This window comes from Streptococcus parasanguinis (genome assembly GCF_001074805.1).
GTDB lineage: Bacteria > Bacillota > Bacilli > Lactobacillales > Streptococcaceae > Streptococcus > Streptococcus parasanguinis_A.
Genome location: NZ_JUPI01000015.1, coordinates 1 through 21805, shown reverse-complemented (window position 1 = coordinate 21805; position 21805 = coordinate 1). Strand labels below are relative to the sequence as shown.

The following is a 21805-nucleotide window of genomic DNA, read 5'->3' as shown; positions in this document are numbered from 1 at the left end:
TGACCCATCGTCAAATGTTGCTGGAACATCTTCGTTGATTTCAACAGTTTTCTCAACGCCATCAACTGTTACAGTTCCACCCTTGAATTCAGGTTTACCTGTTTGAGTTGCACCTTGAACATCTTTTGTTTCAGCTGGTGTTGCTGTTGGGGTTACTGGAACGATTTCTGGTGTGTAAGTTGTATCCACCTTGATACCGTTTGAGCTTTCAGCTTGAACCTTGGCTGGTGTGACTGCACCAGTGTATGATTTATCAGTTGGTGTGAAGGTTACTTGACCAGTTGCAGGGTCAATTGTGAAGTTACCGATCACGGTTGTACCGTCTGCCGCATAAGCTGGTGTCGTTGAAACTTCGTTACCATCTTTATCTAGCAATGTGTAGCTATTGTCTTTAATGGTAATAGCTTTATCTTCACCATTTACTTGAACAGTTGTTCCTGCAAAGGTTGGTGTACCGGTTTGAGTCGCCCCTTGAACATCTTTAGAAGTTGCAGGGTTTGCAGTTGGAACTGCTGGCACAACAGTTGGTGTGTAGGTCGCATCTGAAGTAATGGTTGCAGTCTTACCATTAGCATTTGTAATAGTAGCAGTTGCCTGAACAGTTACTCCTTTTGCAGTACCAACAAAGTCTTTTTCAGGTGTGAAGGTCACCGCTCCTGTAGTAGGATCGATTGTATAGCTACCTTCTCCTGCTACTGTCACTGTTGTTTCATCAGTTGGTTGACCAGTTGCTGGATCAACCAATTTCTTGCTAGTGATTTCAGCAGTCTTATCATTACTCAAATCAAAGGTTGGTGTTTGGGTTTGAGGAACGTTTTGAACATCCGCAGAAACCTTGTCTGTAGGAGTCACTGTGATTGGAGTAACCGTTGGTGTGTACTTAGCTGTAGCTGTCTTAACGTACTCCTCTTGAACCTTACCATTTTTATTGCGTCCAACTGGCGCTGATAATGTAACATCCACACCTTTGGCTGTACCAGTAAAGCTTGGTTCTGGAGTGAAGGTTACTTCACCTGTTGTAGGATTAATTGTGTATGTACCTTCCCCTTCAACTGTTACAGATGGCTCATCAGTCGTGCGACCTGTAGCTGGGTCTACCAACTTAGCTGGGTATTCTGCACTTGGAGTGATCGAAATCTTATCACCATTTAAGTTAGTAGCAGTTGTATTAAAGGTAGGTGTTTCTTTTTGAGTTGCCCCTTGAACATCAGTCGAAGTTTTGTCAACCCCTTCAATTTCAATTGGAGTGACTGTTGGAACGTATTGACCATCCATAGTATTCAACTGACCATTAATGTTTGGTTCTTGGTCTGGGAATTTGGTTGACCAACCAGTATCGTAACCGTTGTTATCTGAACGACGGATAGAAATACCATCAGCTGTTCCTAGGAAGTTATCTTCCGGGATAAATTCAACGTCTACATCTTTACCGTTGGCAGTAATCTTGTACTTCCCTTGACCTGGTACGACATAGTAACCATCTGCATCAAGAGTTGCACGGTTGCCATCTTTATCAACGATGTATGGTTCTACTGTCTCGTCGATAACTGCCTTAGAGTTAGGTTCATACTTGTGCTCTCCACGTGCTGTAAAGGTTACAGTTGCTGTTTGTTTAGTAGCTTGAGGACCAGAAGTTTCCTTGAATTCCCCTTTAGGTGGGTGGGTGATTTGAGTCTTGAAGTCTTCTACTTCCCCTGAGAAAGCCATACCAGTTGGGCTTTCAATCTCAGTAGCTTTCTTGGCAATACGGACACGAGCACCAAGTTCGTTGACGCTAGGGTCGATATAAGTCTTGCTTTTTGCGAAGGTCAACTCAACAGTGCCATCTTGTGTGATTGTAGCGAGATTTGAGCGTTCATCCTCATCGAATTTACCATTTTGGTTAAAGTCTACCCAACCATAGATATGTGCTTCTGAAGCTCCATCCAAATGGGCTTGAACTGACATTTTGTAGTTACCTGGGCGTGTACGATCCATCTTGATCATCTCATTGGTTGTCCCTTTGAGTTCATCTGGAAGCAATTGGTTAATTCCTTCATCGGCCGTAGTTGCCTTATCATCACCGAACCAGTCAAGAGTCGTGTTTTCATCCATATCTGGGCTCACGTTACCAAGATACGGTTGATTTACTTTAGCTCCAGTAACACCGTCAACAGTTGCAATGGTATGGACTGCTTTACCATATGACTCAGGAGCATCCCCTTCGTCAAGCGGGAAGAATCCTAGCATTGCTGACTGTTTACCAGCTGAAGCGATATAAAGTCCCACTTCAGATGCTCCACGTGTCATCACGAGTGGAACTGCGCTATTTCCTGCAGAAATGTTTGGTCCAAAGACACCGGTTCCTAGTCCAGCCGTAACTTGGTCAGGATTTCCAAAGTACTTCCATGCTACTGGTTTCTTATCTGGTCCAGCTACAGGAGAATTATCACGAAGTTGTCTTAGGTTAATGTTATTATATTTAGGTTTAGAACCAAAAAGATTCTCTGTATCTTGTGGTTCATAAGGAACAGAGGTGGCTGGTCTGGTAGACTTTTTCCATTCTCCAAGGTGCTGCCAACCTTCTCCATTGGTAGTGAACATAACAAATTCACCAGGGTTAGCAGACTCCCCATCAGCCATAACAATAGCTGGCTTAACTTTCTTTCCACGGAAGGTTGCAGAGATTTCAAACTGAACTCCAATATTTCCACCATTCATAGCTGAACCCATGGTAGTCTTCTTGGCTTTCGTATCAACGTTTTCATGTCTAATTTCAGTCCAACTATTTTGAGCATCAGCGACAACGTCGGCTTCCATGCCATCGTTAAAAGCTTTTTTAGCCCCTGTTGAAGTAACACCCTTTACATATCCATTTTTTGCATTTGGATCATAGGTCGCTTTTTCAGCTTCTGTAGCCCCTTGCTCTTCCATCCGTTTTTTATAGATTTCAGTCGCTTGGAAAGGCTTCAAGGATTTAACTTTTACAGTGACTACATAGCCAGGCATGATTTCCTTGGTATAGGTTGCCCCAACTTGAAGAGCTAGTTTTTCTTCTAAATCTTTATCAGGAAATTGGTCATTTTTAGGAACGATGACTGTTTTTGCCCCTGTCCAGTTGGCTACATCTCCAAAGTCCAACCAAGTAATCTGGCTAGTCATAGATTTGGCATCAAGATCTGTTGTAAAGCCTGGTTTTTCAACCTTTGGAGTTGAAGTTGCGTCTTCAACGTCATCCCCGATCAAGCTTGGATCATTTGGGTCACCAAGAGCACGACGATTACGACGCTTAGGACCAGAAGTCTCTGCTGTCACAGCAGGTTTTTCTGTAGCTGGTGCTTCGACACCTGCAGCCACTTCTTCTTTCTTATCTGTTGCAGCTGCTTCAGTTGCCTTGTTTGCTGGCGTAGTTACTTCTAATTTTGGTGTTGCAGCGGTTGATGTAGCTGCAGCAGTTGATGTTTCCGGTGCAGTTGAGGCTGCAGATGTTGCTGAAGCTGCTGTACTTGTGCTACTTGCTTCACTAGTTGAAGCAGGTGCTGTTGATGTTGCTGCTGCAGTAACAGCCGGGCTTGCTTCATATGTTGTCGCAGCTGTGCTAGTTGTTTCAGCTGTTGATGTTGCTGAAGTTGCTGTAGCCGTTGATGTAGCTGGTGCCTCTGACGATGTTGCAACTGCTGCTACATTTTCACTGGTCGTATCTGTATTTTCTTCTGCGGCTGCACTTGCGGCTGTACCAACCATGACAAGTGTTCCCAATAGTACTGAGCAAACACCCACATTCAGTTTACGAATTGAGAATCTGCTAATACGATCATTAAATAAGTCTTTCCCCATCTAATGGACCTCCATTTTTATCTATAAATTAACATTCTTTTTAAAATTGTTTAGTTTTTCCAAACCTTATCTATTTTAACAAAACCCGAACGATTTTCAAAACATTTTGACTCAAAAATGAGTAAAAATTTTTAGCTATAATTGTTTTAATTCTAAAAGAATTTTACCAATAGATCCGGGCATCAAAAAAACTTGATTCATCACTAAATGGCAAGATCGAACTTCAATTGTGGCTTCACTGGATTATAATCGACCAGTTCAAAATCTTCTGGTTTGATGTCAAAGAAATTGGTTCCATCTGGCACATTCAAGACCAAGTGTGGCTGACAGTCTGAAGGCTCCCGACGGAGTATCTCTTCTGCCTGTTCAAATTGATTATCATAAATATGTAGATTATTAATGAAGTAAAAGAATTTTCCGACCTTCCAGCCAAAGTGTTTGGCAATCATCATCTGAAGAGCTACATATTGCATGGCATTGATATGGTGGGCTACCAACATATCATTTGAACGCTGGGTCAGGGTCGCATCTAGATAGATCTCTCCATCAACCCGACGCACGTCAAACATGGTCTGAAAAGCACATGGCAAGAGTCCGTCGGTCTCCTCAAAGGCATCATAATCCCAGAGCGAGATGATGTTGCGGCGATTCCAAGGATTGGCTTCTAATTGTTTAAGGATTTTATTGGTAATGTCATGCTTTTTGACCACCGCACCATAGCGTTGACCAATGGTACGACTATCCCCCACTTCCCAGTCGTTCCAATAGTGGACATTGTACTTTTCTTCTAAGACATCTAAACGATTGGACTGGTCTTGGTAAATCCAGAGCATCTCTTTGATAGCTGATTTAATGGCGATGGGACGAAGGGTCGTAATGGGAAACTCGCCTTTTGCAAGATCAAACTCCATAAAGGCACCCGTGATGTATTTGGAGTTGGCCGTTCTACCATCCTTGTATTTAGGTCGGGCCTGTTCAGACCAAACACCTTCTTCCATGATTTTCCGAATATACTCTTTAAAAATGGTATCTGCTTTTGTCATATCTCCTCCTTTAATCTACTATTGCTTTCATTATATCACAGGATAAAGAAAAAAGGAGAGGCAAATCTCCTTTTAATCTTATTGTAATACTAGAGATGCGGCACCGATGACACCGGCGTCATTTCCCAAAGTAGCAAGCGCCAATTGAGTAGATTCACGTACTTGTGGGAATGAGTTTTCTTCAAAGACCTTGCGCACACCATCCAAGAGGAAGTCTCCAGCAGCAGATACCCCACCACCGATAACGATCTTAGACGGGTTCAAGGTTGAACCAATATTGGCTGCAGCAAGTCCAAGGTAACGTGAGAAGTTCTTATAAACGATCAAAGCAAGAGCGTCACCCTCTTTTGCTAGATCAAAGACCGTTTTAGCGGTCACTTCTTCACCATTGTCGATCAAGACTTTCAATTGAGAGTCCCCTTCGTACTCATCTGCATAACGACGAGTCAAGTTGACGATCCCTGTTGCTGACGCAACCGTTTCAAGACAGCCTTTTTTACCACAGGTACATTGGATTGGATCATCAAAGTCAACCGTGATGTGACCAAGTTCCCCAGCAGCTCCACGCACACCGTGCAAGAGACGACCTTCAGCGACGATACCACCGCCAACACCTGTACCAAGTGTCATGAAGACAACATCTGGTTGGTTTTCACCAGCCCCTTTCCAACGTTCACCCAAAGCAGCAACGTTGGCATCGTTATCAATGAAGAATGGAATATGAAGGGCACTTTCGATCTTTTCTTTAACTGGTTGAAGGGTCTTCCAGTTCAAGTTGTAGGCCCCGATAACTGTACCTTTTTCACGGTCAACAACACCAGGTGAACCCATTCCAATTCCTTGGAACTCAGAAGCATCAAGATCAAGCATTTTCAAACGATGCGCGATTGATTCGATCATATCATCTACGATATGGCTGCCTTCATCCAAGATATTTGTTTTAATAGACCATTTTTCTTGAACTTCTCCATCCAAGGTAAGAATGGCAAATTTGATGGAAGTTCCTCCAAGGTCAATCCCAATAATTTTTTTAGACATCTATTACTCCTTTCAACCTGTAAACACTTACAGATCTATTATATCAGACTTTTTATCAAACGCAAAGGTTTGCACGTAATTTTTCTTAACTTTTTAACAAGAGACTGAAGGATTGAAGTCCTAGAAGCAGGAAAATCAAACCAATAATATTCAGGAGAATGACACTGATTGATAATGGACTGACAATTAAGAACAAGCCGATAAAGAGCTGCACCAAGGCAAAGAAAATATAGCGCTTGGAAAGCTCTTCAATCTTCTTGGAATAGAAATTGGCTTTTCGGAAATTTAATACAGAGCGATAGATCAGCCAAATCCCTAAGGTGACTGGGAAGACAATCGGTAAGGTCTTGTAGCCATATAGTAGCAAGTAAACTGCGAACACCAAGGCAACCATACTGTGAAAGAGCTGTTGCTGCTTGATAATACCTGACTGACGCAATCGGTAGTAGCGTGAAAAACGTGAAAAAGAGATTAAAAAGAAGCCACAGGAGATCAACCAGCTAAAAGAGCCGATGTGCTCAATGGGATTGATAAACAAGACAATACCAATAATGGTAAACATAGTAGCTGAAATTCCAAGAGATATGCGATTTAATTGATTCATAGGGCCTCCTTATTCATCTAATTCACTTAGGTAATCATAACGATCATACTTTTCAAGTAGACGCTCGTTTTCCTGATCTAGTTCTTTTTGAAGGGCTGACAACTTGCCAAAGTCAGAGCCGTTTTCATTCATCTCCACTTCAATCTCTGCAATTCGATTTTCAATAGCTTCGATATCTGCCTCAATACTTGCCCACTCTTGCTTCTCCATGTAGCTCATGCGCTTCTTCTCTTCTTTTGGCTTGACAGGTTTCTCTTTTTCAATCTTTTGACTAGCCGTTACCTGGGCTGCTTCAAAGGCTTTTTCATCTAAATAATCCGTATAATTGCCAAAGAACTCACGAATACCTCCATTTTCAAAAGCCAGGATCTTGCTTGCGACCTTATCTAGGAAATAACGGTCGTGACTAACGGTAATAACTGGTCCACCAAAGTTTTGAAGGAAGTTTTCCAAAACCGTCAAGGTTGCGATATCCAAGTCATTGGTCGGCTCATCGAGGAGAAGCACATTGGGTTTTTCAATCAAGAGTTTTAAGAGAAAGAGGCGCTTCTTCTCCCCACCGGAGAGTTTTTCGATCAAGGTTCCATGCATAGAGCGTGGGAAGAGAAATTGCTCCAAGAGATCTGCGATCGAAGTTGTTCCAACAGTCGTCTTGACTTCCTCCGCAACCTCTTGTAAGAAATTAATCACGCGCTTACTCTCATCCAAGCCATCGATCTGTTGAGAGAAATAAGCCACCCGCACAGTTTCCCCAATAATCACTTGCCCTGACTGAGGCTGGAGTCGCTCAGCGATCAGATTGAGTAGGGTCGATTTACCGACACCATTATCCCCGACGATCCCGATGCGGTCCTTGTTTTGCACCAAGAGGTTAAAGTCATGTAAAATCGGCTTGTTTTCAAAAGCAAAACTCACATCCTTAAACTCGATGACTTTCTTTCCAATCCGGCTGGTCTCAAAGTTCATCTCTAGATCCGTCTGGTTGCTTTGACCAGACAAGTCTTGCTTAAGATCATGGAAACGATTGATCCGAGCCTGTTGCTTGGTCGCACGCGCCTGGGGTTGCCTCCGCATCCAGGTCAACTCCTGCTTATAGAGTTGCTGCTTCTTGTGAAGAAGGGCTGCATCCCGCTCATCTTGCTCAGCCTTTAAGCGGACATAATCCTGGTAGTTGCCTTGATACTCAATCAAGCCACCTCGATCCAACTCAAAGATCCGTGTTGAAATATTATCCAAGAAATAACGATCATGGGTAATGAAGAGCACGGTTTTCTTAGAGTTCTTCAAGAAATTGGTCAGCCATTCGATGGTATCAATATCTAGGTGGTTGGTCGGCTCATCTAACAAGAGCAGGTCGTGGTGAGACAGCAAAACCTGGGCCAGCTGTACCCGTCGACGCAAGCCTCCAGATAGATCGCCAACTTTGGCGTTCAAATCTTCAATTCCAAGTTTTGAAAGGACTGTCTTGACCTGACTTTCGATTTCCCAAGCATTGAGTGAATCCATCTCCGCCATGACCTTTTCCAGACGTGCTTGGTTCTCTTCTCGGTAATCTGCCATCAAGAATTCATAGTCTCGAATCAGCTGCATTTCACGCAGATCACTGGACAATACCGTATCCAGAACTGTCTTATGATCATCAAAGTCTGGCTCCTGCGTCAAGTAACCAATCGTATAATCACTCTTGGCAGAAAAAGGACTCACATCTCCATCAAAGCCAGATCGACCAGACAACACATCTAACAGAGTGGTCTTGCCAGTTCCATTGACCCCGATCAGTCCGATTCGATCCAAGTCGTGAATAATAAAGGAAATCTCACGAAAGACGGTCTTATCTCCGACAGATTTGGTTAATTTATCGACAATAAAATCGCTCATTTTTCCTCCTCTTTTACTTGCTGGATATAGGCAATGATGGCTTCTTTTTCATTGGCCAGCTCCCCATCGACAATGGCGTATTCGATCTTTGTCAAAATCTCTCCCAAGGCTGGACCAGGTTGAAAGTCGTATTCTTTGATCAGCATGCCACCATTGACCACCACTTCGTGCTTATCATGAATGGTCAAGCTATCATAGACCCGCTCAATGGCCAAATAATCCACACTCAAGGCATACGCTTCCCGGAGCTCTTCCGCCACTAGCAACAAACGCTTGTCATACTTGTAACATGCACGCTTGTCTAGACTTCCTTTTTCTCTAAGCTTAAGAATCTCCACGATCTGCTCCACCGTCTTGGAAAAGTCTCTTGAGGTCTTCCATTTCTTAAAGAATTTTGGAATGTCTTGGATGTCTAGTGCTAAAACCAGAGCAGCCCAAGCTTGCTCAGAAGTTGAAAAGGTAAATTCAATTTCTATGTCAAACAAACGCTCAAGTGCTTCTTTACGATCCTTCATTTCTGGTAGATAGTGATAGGCTTTGCTTGAAAGCATGGCCTCCAAGCCTTGTCTCCAATATGGAGAAAGTAAGAGCTTATCAAACTCGATGAAAGTGCGCTCAACAGAGATTTTCTCTAGCAAAGGAGCACACTCCTTCATAGCATCAAAGGTTGCTGCTTCTAATTCAAAGCCAAGACTGGCTTGAAAACGAAAGCCTCGCATGATGCGGAGCGCATCTTCATGAAAGCGTTCATGAGGAAGTCCAACCGCCCGAAGAACCTTGTTTTCTAAATCTGCTAACCCTTGAAAGAGATCGACAATTTCTCCCTTTTCATTTAAAGCGAAAGCATTGACGGTGAAATCACGGCGCTTGAGGTCTTCTTCTAGTGAGCGGACAAAAGACACGGAACTTGGACGGCGATAATCAACATAGACATCCTCCGTCCGGAAGGTCGTAATTTCATATTCTTGACCATTTTCAAGAACCAAGACGGTCCCGTGTTCGATACCGATATCTACTGTTCGATCAAAAATCGCCTTTGTTTCCTCTGGATAGGAGGAGGAAGCGATATCGACATCGTGAATCGGACGATCTAAGAGAGCATCTCGGACAGATCCTCCCACAAAATAGGCCTCAAAACCAGCTGCTTTAATCTTCTCTAATATTGGTAAAGCCTCCTGAAACTCAGAAGGCATCTTTTTTAATCTCATAGTAAGTGTTCCAAACCATAGACAAGCTCATGACGCTTGACAACTTCTTTAATCCCTAGATTTACTCCTGTCATGAAGGAAACACGATCATAGGAATCATGACGGAGAGTCAAGCCTTCGCCTTGGCTACCAAAAATCACCTCTTGGTGAGCCACTAGGCCAGGCAATCGAACCGAATGGATGCGCATCCCTTCAAAATCTGCCCCTCTTGCTCCAGGCATCAACTCTTCTTCATCTGCTGCACCTTGCTGGATCTTCTCGCGCTTCTCAGAGATCAGCTCAGCTGTCTTAATCGCTGTTCCACTCGGTGCATCTTTTTTCTTATCATGGTGCAATTCGATGATTTCCACATTTGGGAAATACTTGGCAGCTTGCGCTGCAAATTGCATCAAGAGCACAGCTCCAATAGCAAAGTTCGGAGCAATCAAGCCACCCAAACCCTTTTCACGAGAAAGCTCTGTCAATTCTTGGATCTGCTCAGGAGTGAATCCAGTCGTTCCTACAACAGGAGCAAAGCCATTTTCAATTGCAAAGCGAGTATTCTCATAAGCAACCTTTGGCATGGTAAAGTCCACCCAAACATCTGCTTCAAGACCCACGACATCTTCTTTGCGGTTAAAGACAGGGACTCCTGCGACGTCAGTCTCATCTGTGAATGGATCGATCAAGCCAGCTAATTCTAGCTCAGTATCTTCAGAAACCATCTGGTAGGCTGCTTGTCCCATTCTTCCCTTGAAACCTGCGATAATGACTTTAATTGACATAGAATTCTCCTTAAACGATAGGGATATACCCAACTGCTAAGCTATGGTCACCTAAGTGCGTCCCAATCACGCCTCCAAAGGTGGCAAAAGGAATTTCTCCCTCTACCCCTTCAGCCACCAACATCTGACGAAGCGCTTCGGCTTTTTCAGGTACATTAGCATGGATGATAAAGACTTGGTAATGCCCTCCGGTAAGTCCTTCATCAACGATTTCCACCAAGCGTTTCATGGCTTTCTTTTCCGTACGGACTTTTTCAAAAACTTCGATGACACCTTGGTCATTAAAGTGAAGGATCGGCTTGATACTCAAGAGATTGCCAATGATGGCAGCGCCATTTGACAGACGTCCCCCCTTGACCAAGTGATTCAAATCATCGACCATAATATAGGCAGTTGTCCCATCAATCTGGTGTTGGACATTGGCCACAATCTCATCAAACAAACGACCTTCACCAGCCCATTTCAAGCAATCTTCTACCATCATTCCTAATGGAGCGCTAGTGATTTTTGAGTCAGGAAATTCGACGGTCAAGCCTTCAAATTCGTCCTTCAAATATTGGATATTTTGGTAGAATCCAGAGATGCCTGATGACAAGAAGAGACCAAGAGCATGCGTATAACCTTTAGCTGTCAAACCAGATAAGAGTTCTTCTAACGCTGCCACACTCGGTTGGCTGGTCTTTGGTAATTCCTTAGACGCAGCCATCTTTTGGTAGAACTCGTCGTGTGTCAGATTCTTCCCTTCCACATAGGATTCTCCATCGATATAGATCGGAATGTCTAAAATAAATAAGTCGTCGTGATGGAGAAGGTGCTGCGGTAAATAGGCAGACGAATCCGTAATCACTGCTAATTTCATTGATTAAAACTCCAAATTAATACCCGGTAAATCAAGGGCAATTTCTGTAACTTCATAAGTCAAACGGTTGAGCATATCCAAGCAAGGGCGTGCCAATTCTTCCACTTCATCTTTGCTGAATTCGCTTGGTTCATTGACATAACGACCAAACAAGTGGTTAATTTGAGTGATGGTACCACTGATCACAAAGCCGTCAAATACAATCATGTAGCTCAAAATCACAATCAAAGACGTTGTGTTTTGTTGTTGATCACGATTGATTAATTGAAAGTTTACATCTACTTTTGTTTCGGGAATGCCATTTTCTTTTTCCCACTCAAAATTACGAGCGTCATAGTGGTATTGGCTGACAAATTCTTTTTCACGTTGAATATCCATTTTTATTCTCCTAAAAATATGCGATAGGCTTATTATATCATAATTCAGCTCAAGATACCAACGCCGAATGAGGTGATTTTTTCGTTGGTACAAGAAGAAAAAGCCGGGGAAGCCAGACCATTCTTTAGACAGAGGATAACGAATTCTGATCAATTATTAGCTTGTTTGGCTTATTATCCTTTTGTCATGCTCGAAAAAACAAGATAAAGGCTTTTGAATGACGATTAGTCATATAAAAACCACCCACCATCTCTTAAAATTCTTATGGGTTGCATTTCATAAATAACCAGTTCCTCAGGAACTTCATTAGAATCTCGTTTTAGAGGAATCCCTAATGTAAATTTAGTATCCTTATTATTATTGATTCTACCGTCCAATGTTAACATATACCCGCCACCTTGAGGAGTTCCGTTTCCTATTTCACCAACTTCCATACTATCCCAATTAAACTGAACACTATCAACTTTAGGACTCAAAGATTTTACAAAATCAGCCATATCCTTTTCGTGATCCTTTAAATAAGCCAGTTGCTTCTCTTTGGGACTATGGTGTTTGTTCTGTTGAGTACCATTTGAAAAGATATCTTGTTTTTGACTAGCGATAATCACACCTCCTGCTATTACAGAGGCAATAGCTAAAAGAATGACCAGTTTCCCTTTTTTCACGATCCGTCCTCCTTGAAAAGGAAAAGTTATAATAATTGTATCGAAATAAGAATAGATTGCAACTTCATTACTAGATGATATTTATGTTAGAAAAGAAAATAACTAGTTTTGCTCCACCAAAACTCAGTTTTGTTAAGTTTATAATCTTTTTGAGCATAGTAATTTTAATAAAATTTATATTTAGTTCTCGTTTCTTATTTTCTATATTTTATTTTCTTCTAACTTTCTATAGAAAGTCTTATTCTCTTTAGAACGTAAGTCCAATACATCATCAATGCGAGCATTGTACAATTGACGATAGTTATCCAAATTCTCCTCAATTTCAAAAATGTGGGATTGAATTTCGGTAGAGTACTCCCCTCTACATGCATAGGAAACAGCCTCTATTATATTCTCTGTCTCTCTGTCAAACCTATGATAATAGTAATCTAAATCAAACTCCAGACGTTCTAACTCATGTAGTTTATGTAAGTGATCATCTTCTATTTTCTGTAGTTCTTTTTTATCCATTACTAACTTTCTCAACTTTCTTATTCAGGATTTAATAGGACTTTTTAAATCAGGTTTTTTCATTGTCTGAGTCAAATAGGTTTCTGTAGCTTCTGCTGCCTTCCCTTCAAATCCTCCCTTAATATTATTTACAAAAGTTTTAGACGTATACTCCTGCATCTCAGAAGCTATGTCATCTAATTTCTTTGATAACTCTACTCCTTTAGCTATAATCAAGAGTGTCTTAACTGCTATAATAGCACGAATCGCCTGGCGTTCCTGTTCTTTCATCCTTTCTCTATATTCTCTTTCTAGACTTTCTTTTGTTAGCAAAGAATCATCCAGCATCAACATTTTTACTCCTCCATTTATTTTTTACATCTGCTAATAAACTATTAAAATCCTCAGCTTGTTGTGTATCCACAACTTCAAATGTACCACTAGCTCTCACCAAAGTTGTACCCAATTGCTCAATTTGCGTTAGAAAAGCTCCAGCTGCTTTTTCCGTTTTACCCTCAATTCCTTCATCCCAAAAACGTGAGATATTGAAATCAGAGAGCAAAGCTGTGACTTCTGAGCTCGTTAAATAATTGGCTAACCCTACCGCTTCCGAGTTTGTATTATTTAAAATGGTTTGAATTTCTTCTTTAGCATTTGAAAGGTAACTCTTAACATTCTCAACCTTATCTTCTGTCTCAAAAATAGCTAACTGTGAGGCTGTCTGAAGTAAACGAGCGCGAATCAAAATTCTTTCCTCACCTGTCAAATTTCCACTTCTTAGTTGTTCCTGATATCTAGGGATAGCTTCACGATCCCATTTAATAGATTCTAAACGTGCTTCCCTAACGATTTCCCCATACTGCTTTTTAAAATTCTCATAGACTGAAATGCCAAGAGGGAGCCTGATGCTAATGTCACCTGTAACAATTGAACTGAAAATATTTAAAGCTACATTATCTTTAATTCCCAACTTTTTTGCAGCTTCTAATGACGATGCAATCAAACGAGCAAATTTTTCACCAGCCCTGAGCAACTCCGGATGAAAATCTTCTGAAGCTGTTAAGAAATTCCCTTTTCCATCCGGTTGAAAAACACCAAAATCATGAGAACTTTCTGCATCAAAACTTTCAGTATAATAGAGGGGGACAATGATATTGACTTTACCAACAGGCTTTTTAAGAGGCTCTTTCCCATCACCAGGTAATTTAGTAATAGTGTGTTCTCGATTGAGCATACTTACCATATCAAAAGGATTGACATAGTATTCTACTTTATCACTGATTAATTTGATTTTTTCATCACTAAGGCCCATTTTCTTTAAACTCTTTGTCGTATCTGGACCATCAAGCAAAACTACTTTACCAATTTTTTTCAACTCTTGATTACTTAGATCAGCTATGCCTTGGACAGAAACCATAGTCCCGAGTGAGTGAGCGGCAAGATCCATTTGAGCATTTGGAGCTTTTTTGCTCATTTCAGCTATTTTTTCTTTCAATCCTTTTGTAGCTAACTTTGCTTGTGGAACATGACTATCATTAATCGCAAACTGAGCGTCGTTATCGACCCAGTCGTTCCAAGTAGACAATCTCCACGCATCGCTTCCCCGAATGGCCATGTAGGTTTTCTTAGTGTCTTTACCTAAAGTTGGAGTATCTGTTAAATAATAGGCATTAAACCCTGCTTTCTCATCAGTTAAAAGTCCCTTTTGATAATGATTGACGGTATATATTTCTTTATGATATCCACCATTAGGATTTGGGACCTGAGGATCCAACCTCTCGTATACAGTATGCAAACCAGGATCTGGTTGCAAATAGACATTCCCACCATTAGGAAGATTTTGACCTCCAGGAGTGATTTCTTTCTTGTAATTAACATCTTTTGAAAAATCAAATAGAATTGATTTTCCTGAATCTAAAATATTTTGATTGATATCACTTAACGATTCATAGGGAAATCTTACTGGCCTTCCATGATAAGCAGACTGTGCTAAATCTGCATAGAAATTATCAAAAGTTCTTAAATTACTATTACTCAAGAAGTTGACCTCCTAGTCTTATACCATTGCTGATCCCAATACTTTCCATATCAATTTTTCCATTTTTTATCTCAATTAGAACATTCCAATCTGACGACTTTAAGTAATTAAATCCACCAAAAATACTCACAACCTCTCCTGCCCCTTGCGGTGTACCATTTCCAATTTCTTCCCAACGAATCTGGTCCCAATATATTTGAACAGATTCGATCTTTGAATTTTGAGATTTTACAAACTCCTTAATTTCATTTTCGTGCTTCTTTAAATAATCCAATTGTTGTTCCTTGGAACTAAGTTTAGTCGTCTGTTTAGAACCATTTGAAAAGATATTTTGTTTTTGAATAGACATAATTGTCCCTCCCACTAACACAGAAGTTATTGCCAAAAAAATGACTAGATTTCTTTTTTTCATTATCTCGCCTCCATGATAAAGAAAAGTTATCCAAATTATATCGAAATCTAAGGAGATTCGCAACTTCATCACTAGTTGGTGTTTTTGAGTATAGAAAAAGGTTGGGAAAACCCAACCTTTTAGATATGATTAGTTTTTAGGTTTGCGAAGTAAACCGAACAAGATACCACTTACGACTGCACCGATCAATACGAACAAGATGTAAAGAAGCGGATTTGAAGTAAGGGCAATAACGAAGATTCCTCCGTGAGGAGCCATAAGTTTCAAGCCTGCAAGACCAACAAGGGCACCTGTCAATGCTGAACCTGCGATGAAGCTTGGGATGGCACGAGCTGGGTCAGCTGCACCGAATGGAATGGCACCTTCTGTGATGAAGGAAAGACCCATCACAATGTTTGTCAAACCAGAATCGCGTTCTTCTTGTGTGAATTTATCTTTGAACAAGACGGTTGCCACAAATACTGCCAATGGAGGAACCATACCAGCTGCCATAACGGCCGCCATAACAATAGAACCACCTGAAGCAACAGATTCAGCAAGTGTACCTGTAGCAAAGACATAAGCGGCTTTGTTAACTGGTCCACCCATATCGACAGCCATCATACCGCCAACGAGAAGTCCAAGAAGGACAGCTGAGCTACCTGACAAGCTTGAAAGGAAGTTGTTAAGACCAGTATTGATAGCAGCCATTGGAATATTGATGAGGAACATCAAGAATCCTGTCAAACCAACACCAAGTAATGGCAAGAGAAGGATGGAACGAATCCCATCAAGAGAACGTGGAAGGCCTGCAAGAGCTTTACGAAGAACTAGAATCACTCCACCTGCAAGGAAACCACCAACCAAAGCGCCAAGGAAACCAGATGATACGGCTGCTGGTAATTCACCTTTAGCAGCACCGAAAGCGATGTTACCAAAGGCTGACCCTGAGCTAGCAATAGATCCTGCAATAAACCCTGCTACAAAACCAGGTTTTTCAGCGATGGAGAATCCGATGTAACCTGCGAGTACAGGAAGCATAAAGCCAAAGGCTGCACCACCGATTGTTTTAAATTGAGCTGCCAATTCATGGTACGAACCAAGTTGAGACAATTGATCTTGAGGAACTCCGAGAATTTGGTCAATCAAGAAGGCAAGGGCGATCAAGATCCCACCACCGATAACGAATGGAAGCATTTGAGAAACTCCACTCATCAAGTGTTTGTAGAAGGCTCCACCCAAGCTCAATTTTTCTTGGCTAGCGCTAGCTTCTGCTGCATTTTCAGCGTGGAAGACATCTGCTTTACCATCTAAGATGGTTTGGATCAATTCTTCTGTCTGACGGATACCGGCTGCGACTGGTTTAGAGATCAATTTTTTGCCATTGAAACGAGCTGTTTCAACTGCTTTATCCGCTGCAATGATGACTCCTTCAGCTTTGGCGATTTCTTCTGCTGTCAAGCGGTTGCCGACACCGGATGCACCGTTTGTTTCAACACGGACTGTAACACCCATTTCTTCACCTTTTTTGATGAGGGCTTCTTCCGCCATGTAAGTGTGGGCGATACCAGTTGTACATGCTGTAACGGCAACAATGAGAGGTTTGTCAGATGAAGCTGCTTCTTTGACAGCTTCTGCTTTTTTCGCTTCTTCAGCTGCAGCTACTTGCTCTTCTGCATCAAAGGCTGCGATCACTTGATCAGGAGTGCTTGCTTGGCGAAGTTTATCCGCAAATCCTGGTTTCATCAAGTACTTAGACAATTCAGCAAGGGCTGCCAAGTGAGTGTCGTTTGCTCCTTCTGGAGCAGCGATCATGAAGAACAAGTCAGTCGGTTGCCCATCAAGTGAGGCGTAGTCAACACCTTTGTTTGATTTTGCAAACAAGACCGTTGCTTCTTTGACAGCTTCATTTTTGCTGTGCGGCATAGCAATTCCGTCACCCAAACCAGTTGAAGTTTGTGCTTCACGGTTCATAATCCCAGCTTTGAAAGTTTCAAAATCTGTCACCACACCATTGTCAAGGAGCGATTGGACCATTTCATTGATCACGCCCTCTTTATCTGTTGCTTGAAGATCAAACAACATCACGTTTTTATTTAAAACGTCTTGAATTTTCATAGTTTTTCTACCTCTACTTTTTCATAAGTTTCTTTAATATAGTCCGCTGTCGCCAAATCATCTGAGAAGGTGGTCGCTGTGCCACAAGCCACTCCCCATTTGAAAGCTTCGATGACGTCTCCTGTCGTTGCGAGCTTCCCAGTGAAGCCAGCTACCATAGAATCGCCAGCTCCGACTGAATTCTTCACTTGCCCTTTGATTGGTTTTGCGAAGTAAGTGCCACTTGGACTGACAAGGAGAGCACCATCACCCGCCATGGAAATAATGACGTTTTGTGCTCCTTTGGCCAAGATTTCTTTGGCATAGCGTTCGATTTCTGGCAATTCCGTCAAGGTAACGCCAAAAATAGCTCCCAACTCATGGTTGTTTGGTTTGACCAATTGGGGATTGAACTCCAAGGAATCAATCAAGGTTTGCCCTTCAAAGTCGCAAACCACTTGCGCACCTGTCGCACGAGTTGCTGCGATCAATTCTTTGTAAATGGCATTGCCAAGTGAAGATGGGGCAGATCCTGCAAAGACTACCACATCATCCGCTGTTAAGCTCGATAGGATGCTGAGCAATTCTTGCAACTGCGCTTCCGTCACTTCTGGGCCATTCCCATTGATTTCTGTTTCCTCATCAGCTTTGATCTTGACATTGATCCGTGTATCTTGGTCCACTGTCACAAAGTTGGTTGAAATGGCTTCACTAGTCAGTACGTTTTCAATGAAGCGTCCTGTGAAACCACCGATAAATCCTGTCGCCGTGTTCTCGATATCGAGACGCTTCAAGACACGACTGACATTGATCCCCTTACCACCGGCGAATTTATCTTCCGAAGCCATCCGGTTGACGGCCCCGGTCTCTACATGATCGAGACGAACAATATAGTCAATCGCTGGATTCAGTGTTACTGTATAAATCAAACCTCTATAACCTCCGTTTTTTCTTTTAAAACCTTTAATCGTTGCGGTTCACATTGATTGGTGATAATCATGGCTCGCTTGATCGGAGCCACTTTGACAAAAGACGTCACCCCAATTTTTGAATCATCCGCTAGGATATAGGTTTTTTTTGCATTTTCGATAATCGCACGCTTGACAGATCCTTCTTCCAGGTCTGGAGTGCTGTAAAATTCATCATCGATTCCATTCATTCCAAGAAAGGCCTTGTCAAAATTCAACTGACCGATTTGATTGAGCGCGATCCCTCCGATACTAGCATCTGTAGAAGATTTTACCTTCCCACCGATGATGACCGTCGGAACATTTCGCTCGACCAACTTGGTCGCATGGTGAATCGAATTGGTCACCACAGTTACCGTTGGATTGACAATTTCTTGTACCAAGAGTTCATTAGTCGTCCCAGCATCGATAAAGATGACATCATGATCTTTGATCAACTCCGCTGCTTTTACCGCAATTTTTGACTTAACTTGAATGTTTTTGATAGATTTTTCTTTATTACTTTCTTCCTCTTGAAGAAAATGCAGGCTTTCCGCACCGCCGTGAACCCGGCGAAGTTTGCTTTCAGCTTCTAGCTCATCCAAGTCTCGCCGAACGGTTGATTCAGACGTTCCCAGCTCTTGTACAAGGGTTTCCAAGGAAACAAATTTTTCCTTTAATACCTTTTCGAGGATAAATTGTTTTCGTTCAGACTTGAGCATTTCTCCTCCTTTTGCAATCGATTACAAAAACCATTATACTCTTTCTTCAAAAAATGTCAACATTTTTTTATCAATTTCTATCACTTTCTTTCAAAAATTCCAAAAAAGTACAAAAAAAGAGCAGGAAAGAACTCATTTTGTTAAAAGAGTTCTTGTCCCACTCTCATAAATTTTCTTTTAAAGATTTTAAGCAATAAAGTGTCTAAGTATCCACTCTATTCTCAATATGTCTTAATCATTATTTGAAGATTGTTTCTTTTTCTTGAAACCAAACAATCCAGCAAGTAACCCAACGACTACACCTGTTGTTGCTGCTGCATATTTGGAAGAATCTGCACTTGCCACAGCTTGGCTGTTTTCTTTTTTGGGTTTGATTTCTTCTACTTTGGCTTCTTGTTTTGGAGCTGAAGTAGCTTTTGGTGCTTGTACCTGCGGACTATTGGTACTTGTTGGAAGGACTGTTGGTCTATCCGAAAAAGTGGTTGGATTGCTTGAGCGGATATCCATTGGCATATCTGCTGCTTCTAAAATAGCTGGATCCATTCGTGACGCAAGATCTTCATATTGAGAATTCAATAGTTCCACGACACTGTGATAAGATTGAAGAGTAGTGAATTCGGCTTCTAATTTTTCTTTTTTATTTTCTAAATTAGCCACCGCAGCTGATAAAACGGATTGGGCTTTGACCAATAATTCTGGAGCATTTTTAAAGTCAGAAAGACGTTTTTCAGCAGCAACCAAGCGTTCTTGCGCCGCCTTCAAGCCCTCATGCGCTTCTTGAACGACTTGGGCTTTTTCTGCTTCTTCTGCTTTTAAAAGATCTAATTTCTCACGCGCAGCTGCTAACAAATCTTTCGCTTTTTGAAGCGCTGCTTCTTTTGGTTGAATAGCTGCTTCAATCCGACCTCGAGATACATCAAGAGTCGCTTTTGCTTTTTCAACTGCATGATCCTTGCTGACAAGAAGAATTTTGTAGTTTTGGATGGTTTTTTGCACATTGGCCATCTCTACTTCCACATTTGAATTAGTATGGCGGGCATCTTCTAATTTGCCTTGCAAGATAATGATTTGGGACTCTTGATTGGCCTTGTCCAGCTTGAGGTTAGCGACTTCATCAGATTTTGCTTTCACATCTGATCTTGTCGTTGTAGCACCAGCTCCCTGACGCAATTGGTAAGCAAGTGCATTGGTTGACACTGCTGAGGTAACTGGACTGTGTAAGAAAGCCGCTTCTGACATGGCATTACTTGGGTCATAAGCCACTGATAAAGCCGTTGCTTTGTTGTCCACCATTTGGAGGTAATGACCAACCTTGGCAAAGGCCTCAGCCCCAATCTTCATATAGATGTCATTGGCATCGATTTGTGTTTCGTCTGTTGGTAGACCGTATTGAGCTGCTACTTCTTGGTAAGCCGCTTTTTCATTGTACCAAAAGTCTACTGCACCAGCAGGTGAGAAACCATAAGCAATATTTTCGTTTGGCAAATACTTAAACATATGCCAGTTAGCCTTTTTGAAGTATTCTAACTGAACTTGACTGGCAGGAAGGGAATAAGGATCCAGCTCCAATTCAGGCAAACCTGCATTGCGACGATAGCTATTAATGGCATCCGCAATTTCAAGAGCTCGAAGATTGGCTTGCAAGGATCCAGACTCTCCAACCGTCAAGTCGTCTTCTTCACGACCACGCTTGTAAAGGGCTAAAGCACTTGCTGCAGCTTCATTACCATTGTCAGCCAAGTGTTGCAAGTAGCCTTCAAAGGTTGCTTGGCTCAGTTGAACTGGGCTGTTGGCCGCTGCTTGTTCTAAGGCTGCCAATTCTGCTTCCTTGGTTGCGATGACAGCTTTCAAATCTGTCAGACGCGTTTGAGCCAATTGAATATCGCTCTCAATTCGAGCCACTGTATCTGATCCATTTTGCTGACTCGCTTGCAAGGTCGCCAGATAATTCTGAGATTCTCGAATACTTTGCTCGACTTGGCTTTGCTCCAACAAGGCCTGGTTTAGCACATTCTCATCATTTGAAATCGGTGCTTTTGCTTGGTTCAATTCATTTTGTGCTACATCGACCAAAGATTCCTGAGCAGTAACCTGATTTTCCTGTTGACGAACAGCCTCTACGACTTGGTCATGTGCAGATTCTGCTTCTCGAACCTTATTTTCTTCGATGGTCACATAGGCTTGCGCCACCTTGACATCATTTTCTGCGTTCTGAACTTGTGCATTTGAAGTCGTTGCGATGAGGTTTTCTGCCTCCGTCACTTCAGCTTTCTTTTCTTCCAACTCTTGACCAGCCGCCCTGACATCCGTCTGAGCATCGATCACTTTTTGCTCTTGGTAGTGGACATCTTTCACCACTTGCCCTTTTTGAGCTGTAATTTGCTTCAACTCATCGACTGTAATAGGCTTCTCAACCACCTCAGTGCTATTGGTTTCTGGATTTTCATTTTGCTTCACTTCTTCCGCACTAGCCTTATGATGAAACATTCCAGACAGTACCGTTGTCGCCGCAACTCCTGTTGTAAAAACCGATTTTCCTAATTTCTTTCCCATTAAACTCACCCCCAAAACTGAATCATTTTCTTGAAGTTTCTCTACCCCCTAGCATACCACATTTTGTTACCAATAACTAGTAGGTTTAAAAAGTTTTTTTTATAAAATTTTGAGGCAAAAGAAAAACAGCTAAGGCTGTTATAGAATGTAGACAAACTATTTTAAAGTAAAATAAGTTAAATGATTCTGTAAAAAAATTAAAATGAGTTCCAATTTTAATATCGATTCAGAGGAATACCGAAACTTTCCGCTGTGAGAAAAGTGCCTGAAACAATAACGTTTCAGGCACTCGGAATTATTGAGACCTTAGGCTCA

The 21805-nt window shown here is 41.8% G+C and carries 18 protein-coding genes; all 18 read right to left on the bottom strand.

Annotated features, from left to right (window positions below):
* On the bottom strand, positions 1 to 3816 hold a 3816-nt coding region (locus ADI76_RS01130; protein ID WP_049514141.1), incomplete at its 3' end, for a CshA/CshB family fibrillar adhesin-related protein.
* 203 nt (positions 3817 to 4019) lie between these two features.
* On the bottom strand, positions 4020 to 4859 hold the full coding sequence (locus ADI76_RS01125; protein ID WP_049514139.1) for a thymidylate synthase: 840 nt from the start codon (positions 4857 to 4859) through the stop codon (positions 4020 to 4022).
* Positions 4860 to 4937: 78 nt separating this feature from the next.
* Positions 4938 to 5897: an ROK family glucokinase gene (locus ADI76_RS01120; protein WP_049514137.1), complete on the bottom strand. Its 960-nt coding sequence runs from the start codon at positions 5895 to 5897 to the stop codon at positions 4938 to 4940.
* Positions 5898 to 5982: 85 nt separating this feature from the next.
* Entirely contained in the window at positions 5983 to 6501 is a 519-nt protein-coding gene (locus ADI76_RS01115) for a hypothetical protein (RefSeq protein WP_023918208.1), read from the bottom strand.
* Between the two features lie 9 nt (positions 6502 to 6510).
* Positions 6511 to 8379, bottom strand: a complete 1869-nt coding sequence (locus ADI76_RS01110) for an ABC-F family ATP-binding cassette domain-containing protein (RefSeq protein ID WP_049514135.1) — start codon at positions 8377 to 8379, stop codon at positions 6511 to 6513.
* Positions 8376 to 9587 (bottom strand): CCA tRNA nucleotidyltransferase, encoded by a 1212-nt coding sequence (locus tag ADI76_RS01105; protein ID WP_049514133.1) that lies wholly within the window; start codon positions 9585 to 9587, stop codon positions 8376 to 8378. The genes ADI76_RS01110 and ADI76_RS01105 overlap by 4 nt, the downstream gene beginning before the upstream one ends.
* Positions 9584 to 10351, bottom strand: coding sequence for a 4-hydroxy-tetrahydrodipicolinate reductase (gene dapB / locus ADI76_RS01100; protein ID WP_049514132.1), 768 nt, complete (start codon positions 10349 to 10351; stop codon positions 9584 to 9586). Before dapB ends, ADI76_RS01105 begins: the two co-directional genes overlap by 4 nt.
* A gap of 10 nt (positions 10352 to 10361) precedes the next feature.
* Positions 10362 to 11210, bottom strand: coding sequence for a DegV family protein (locus ADI76_RS01095; protein ID WP_009731098.1), 849 nt, complete (start codon positions 11208 to 11210; stop codon positions 10362 to 10364).
* A gap of 3 nt (positions 11211 to 11213) precedes the next feature.
* Positions 11214 to 11588, bottom strand: a complete 375-nt coding sequence (locus ADI76_RS01090; RefSeq protein ID WP_009731099.1) for a DUF1149 family protein — start codon at positions 11586 to 11588, stop codon at positions 11214 to 11216.
* A gap of 224 nt (positions 11589 to 11812) precedes the next feature.
* The gene (locus tag ADI76_RS01085; protein ID WP_414325783.1) at positions 11813 to 12193 is read right to left on the bottom strand and encodes a hypothetical protein; all 381 of its coding nucleotides are present in this window, start codon (positions 12191 to 12193) and stop codon (positions 11813 to 11815) included.
* Positions 12194 to 12454: 261 nt separating this feature from the next.
* On the bottom strand, positions 12455 to 12763 hold the full coding sequence (locus tag ADI76_RS01080; RefSeq protein ID WP_049514129.1) for a hypothetical protein: 309 nt from the start codon (positions 12761 to 12763) through the stop codon (positions 12455 to 12457).
* A 24-nt stretch (positions 12764 to 12787) separates the two neighbouring features.
* On the bottom strand, positions 12788 to 13096 hold the full coding sequence (locus tag ADI76_RS01075) for a hypothetical protein (RefSeq protein ID WP_049514126.1): 309 nt from the start codon (positions 13094 to 13096) through the stop codon (positions 12788 to 12790).
* Positions 13080 to 14780, bottom strand: coding sequence for an Mbeg1-like protein (locus ADI76_RS01070; protein ID WP_049514124.1), 1701 nt, complete (start codon positions 14778 to 14780; stop codon positions 13080 to 13082). The genes ADI76_RS01075 and ADI76_RS01070 overlap by 17 nt, the downstream gene beginning before the upstream one ends.
* On the bottom strand, positions 14773 to 15192 hold the full coding sequence (locus ADI76_RS01065; protein WP_049514122.1) for a hypothetical protein: 420 nt from the start codon (positions 15190 to 15192) through the stop codon (positions 14773 to 14775). The genes ADI76_RS01070 and ADI76_RS01065 overlap by 8 nt, the downstream gene beginning before the upstream one ends.
* A 129-nt stretch (positions 15193 to 15321) precedes the next feature.
* Positions 15322 to 17289: a PTS fructose transporter subunit IIABC gene (locus tag ADI76_RS01060; protein WP_049514119.1), complete on the bottom strand. Its 1968-nt coding sequence runs from the start codon at positions 17287 to 17289 to the stop codon at positions 15322 to 15324.
* Complete coding sequence (pfkB, locus tag ADI76_RS01055) at positions 17286 to 18197, bottom strand: 1-phosphofructokinase (RefSeq protein ID WP_049514118.1); 912 nt, start codon at positions 18195 to 18197, stop codon at positions 17286 to 17288. Before pfkB ends, ADI76_RS01060 begins: the two co-directional genes overlap by 4 nt.
* The gene (locus ADI76_RS01050; protein ID WP_003001800.1) at positions 18194 to 18937 is read right to left on the bottom strand and encodes a DeoR/GlpR family DNA-binding transcription regulator; all 744 of its coding nucleotides are present in this window, start codon (positions 18935 to 18937) and stop codon (positions 18194 to 18196) included. The genes pfkB and ADI76_RS01050 overlap by 4 nt, the downstream gene beginning before the upstream one ends.
* Before the next feature lie 231 nt (positions 18938 to 19168).
* Positions 19169 to 21490: a CAP domain-containing protein gene (locus ADI76_RS01045; protein ID WP_049514114.1), complete on the bottom strand. Its 2322-nt coding sequence runs from the start codon at positions 21488 to 21490 to the stop codon at positions 19169 to 19171.
* Positions 21491 to 21805 lie beyond the last annotated feature (315 nt).

Bases quoted from the DNA above. Each gene is read 5' to 3' on its own strand.
- ADI76_RS01125 (WP_049514139.1), bottom strand. From the start codon at position 4,859: ATGACAAAAGCAGATACCATTTTTAAAGAGTATATTCGGAAAATCATG.
- ADI76_RS01120 (WP_049514137.1), bottom strand. From the start codon at position 5,897: ATGTCTAAAAAAATTATTGGGATTGACCTTGGAGGAACTTCCATCAAA.
- ADI76_RS01115 (WP_023918208.1), bottom strand. From the start codon at position 6,501: ATGAATCAATTAAATCGCATATCTCTTGGAATTTCAGCTACTATGTTT.
- ADI76_RS01110 (WP_049514135.1), bottom strand. From the start codon at position 8,379: ATGAGCGATTTTATTGTCGATAAATTAACCAAATCTGTCGGAGATAAG.
- ADI76_RS01105 (WP_049514133.1), bottom strand. From the start codon at position 9,587: ATGAGATTAAAAAAGATGCCTTCTGAGTTTCAGGAGGCTTTACCAATA.
- dapB (WP_049514132.1), bottom strand. From the start codon at position 10,351: ATGTCAATTAAAGTCATTATCGCAGGTTTCAAGGGAAGAATGGGACAA.
- ADI76_RS01095 (WP_009731098.1), bottom strand. From the start codon at position 11,210: ATGAAATTAGCAGTGATTACGGATTCGTCTGCCTATTTACCGCAGCAC.
- ADI76_RS01090 (WP_009731099.1), bottom strand. From the start codon at position 11,588: ATGGATATTCAACGTGAAAAAGAATTTGTCAGCCAATACCACTATGAC.
- ADI76_RS01080 (WP_049514129.1), bottom strand. From the start codon at position 12,763: ATGGATAAAAAAGAACTACAGAAAATAGAAGATGATCACTTACATAAA.
- ADI76_RS01075 (WP_049514126.1), bottom strand. From the start codon at position 13,096: ATGTTGATGCTGGATGATTCTTTGCTAACAAAAGAAAGTCTAGAAAGA.
- ADI76_RS01065 (WP_049514122.1), bottom strand. From the start codon at position 15,192: ATGAAAAAAAGAAATCTAGTCATTTTTTTGGCAATAACTTCTGTGTTA.
- ADI76_RS01060 (WP_049514119.1), bottom strand. From the start codon at position 17,289: ATGAAAATTCAAGACGTTTTAAATAAAAACGTGATGTTGTTTGATCTT.
- ADI76_RS01050 (WP_003001800.1), bottom strand. From the start codon at position 18,937: ATGCTCAAGTCTGAACGAAAACAATTTATCCTCGAAAAGGTATTAAAG.
- ADI76_RS01045 (WP_049514114.1), bottom strand. From the start codon at position 21,490: ATGGGAAAGAAATTAGGAAAATCGGTTTTTACAACAGGAGTTGCGGCG.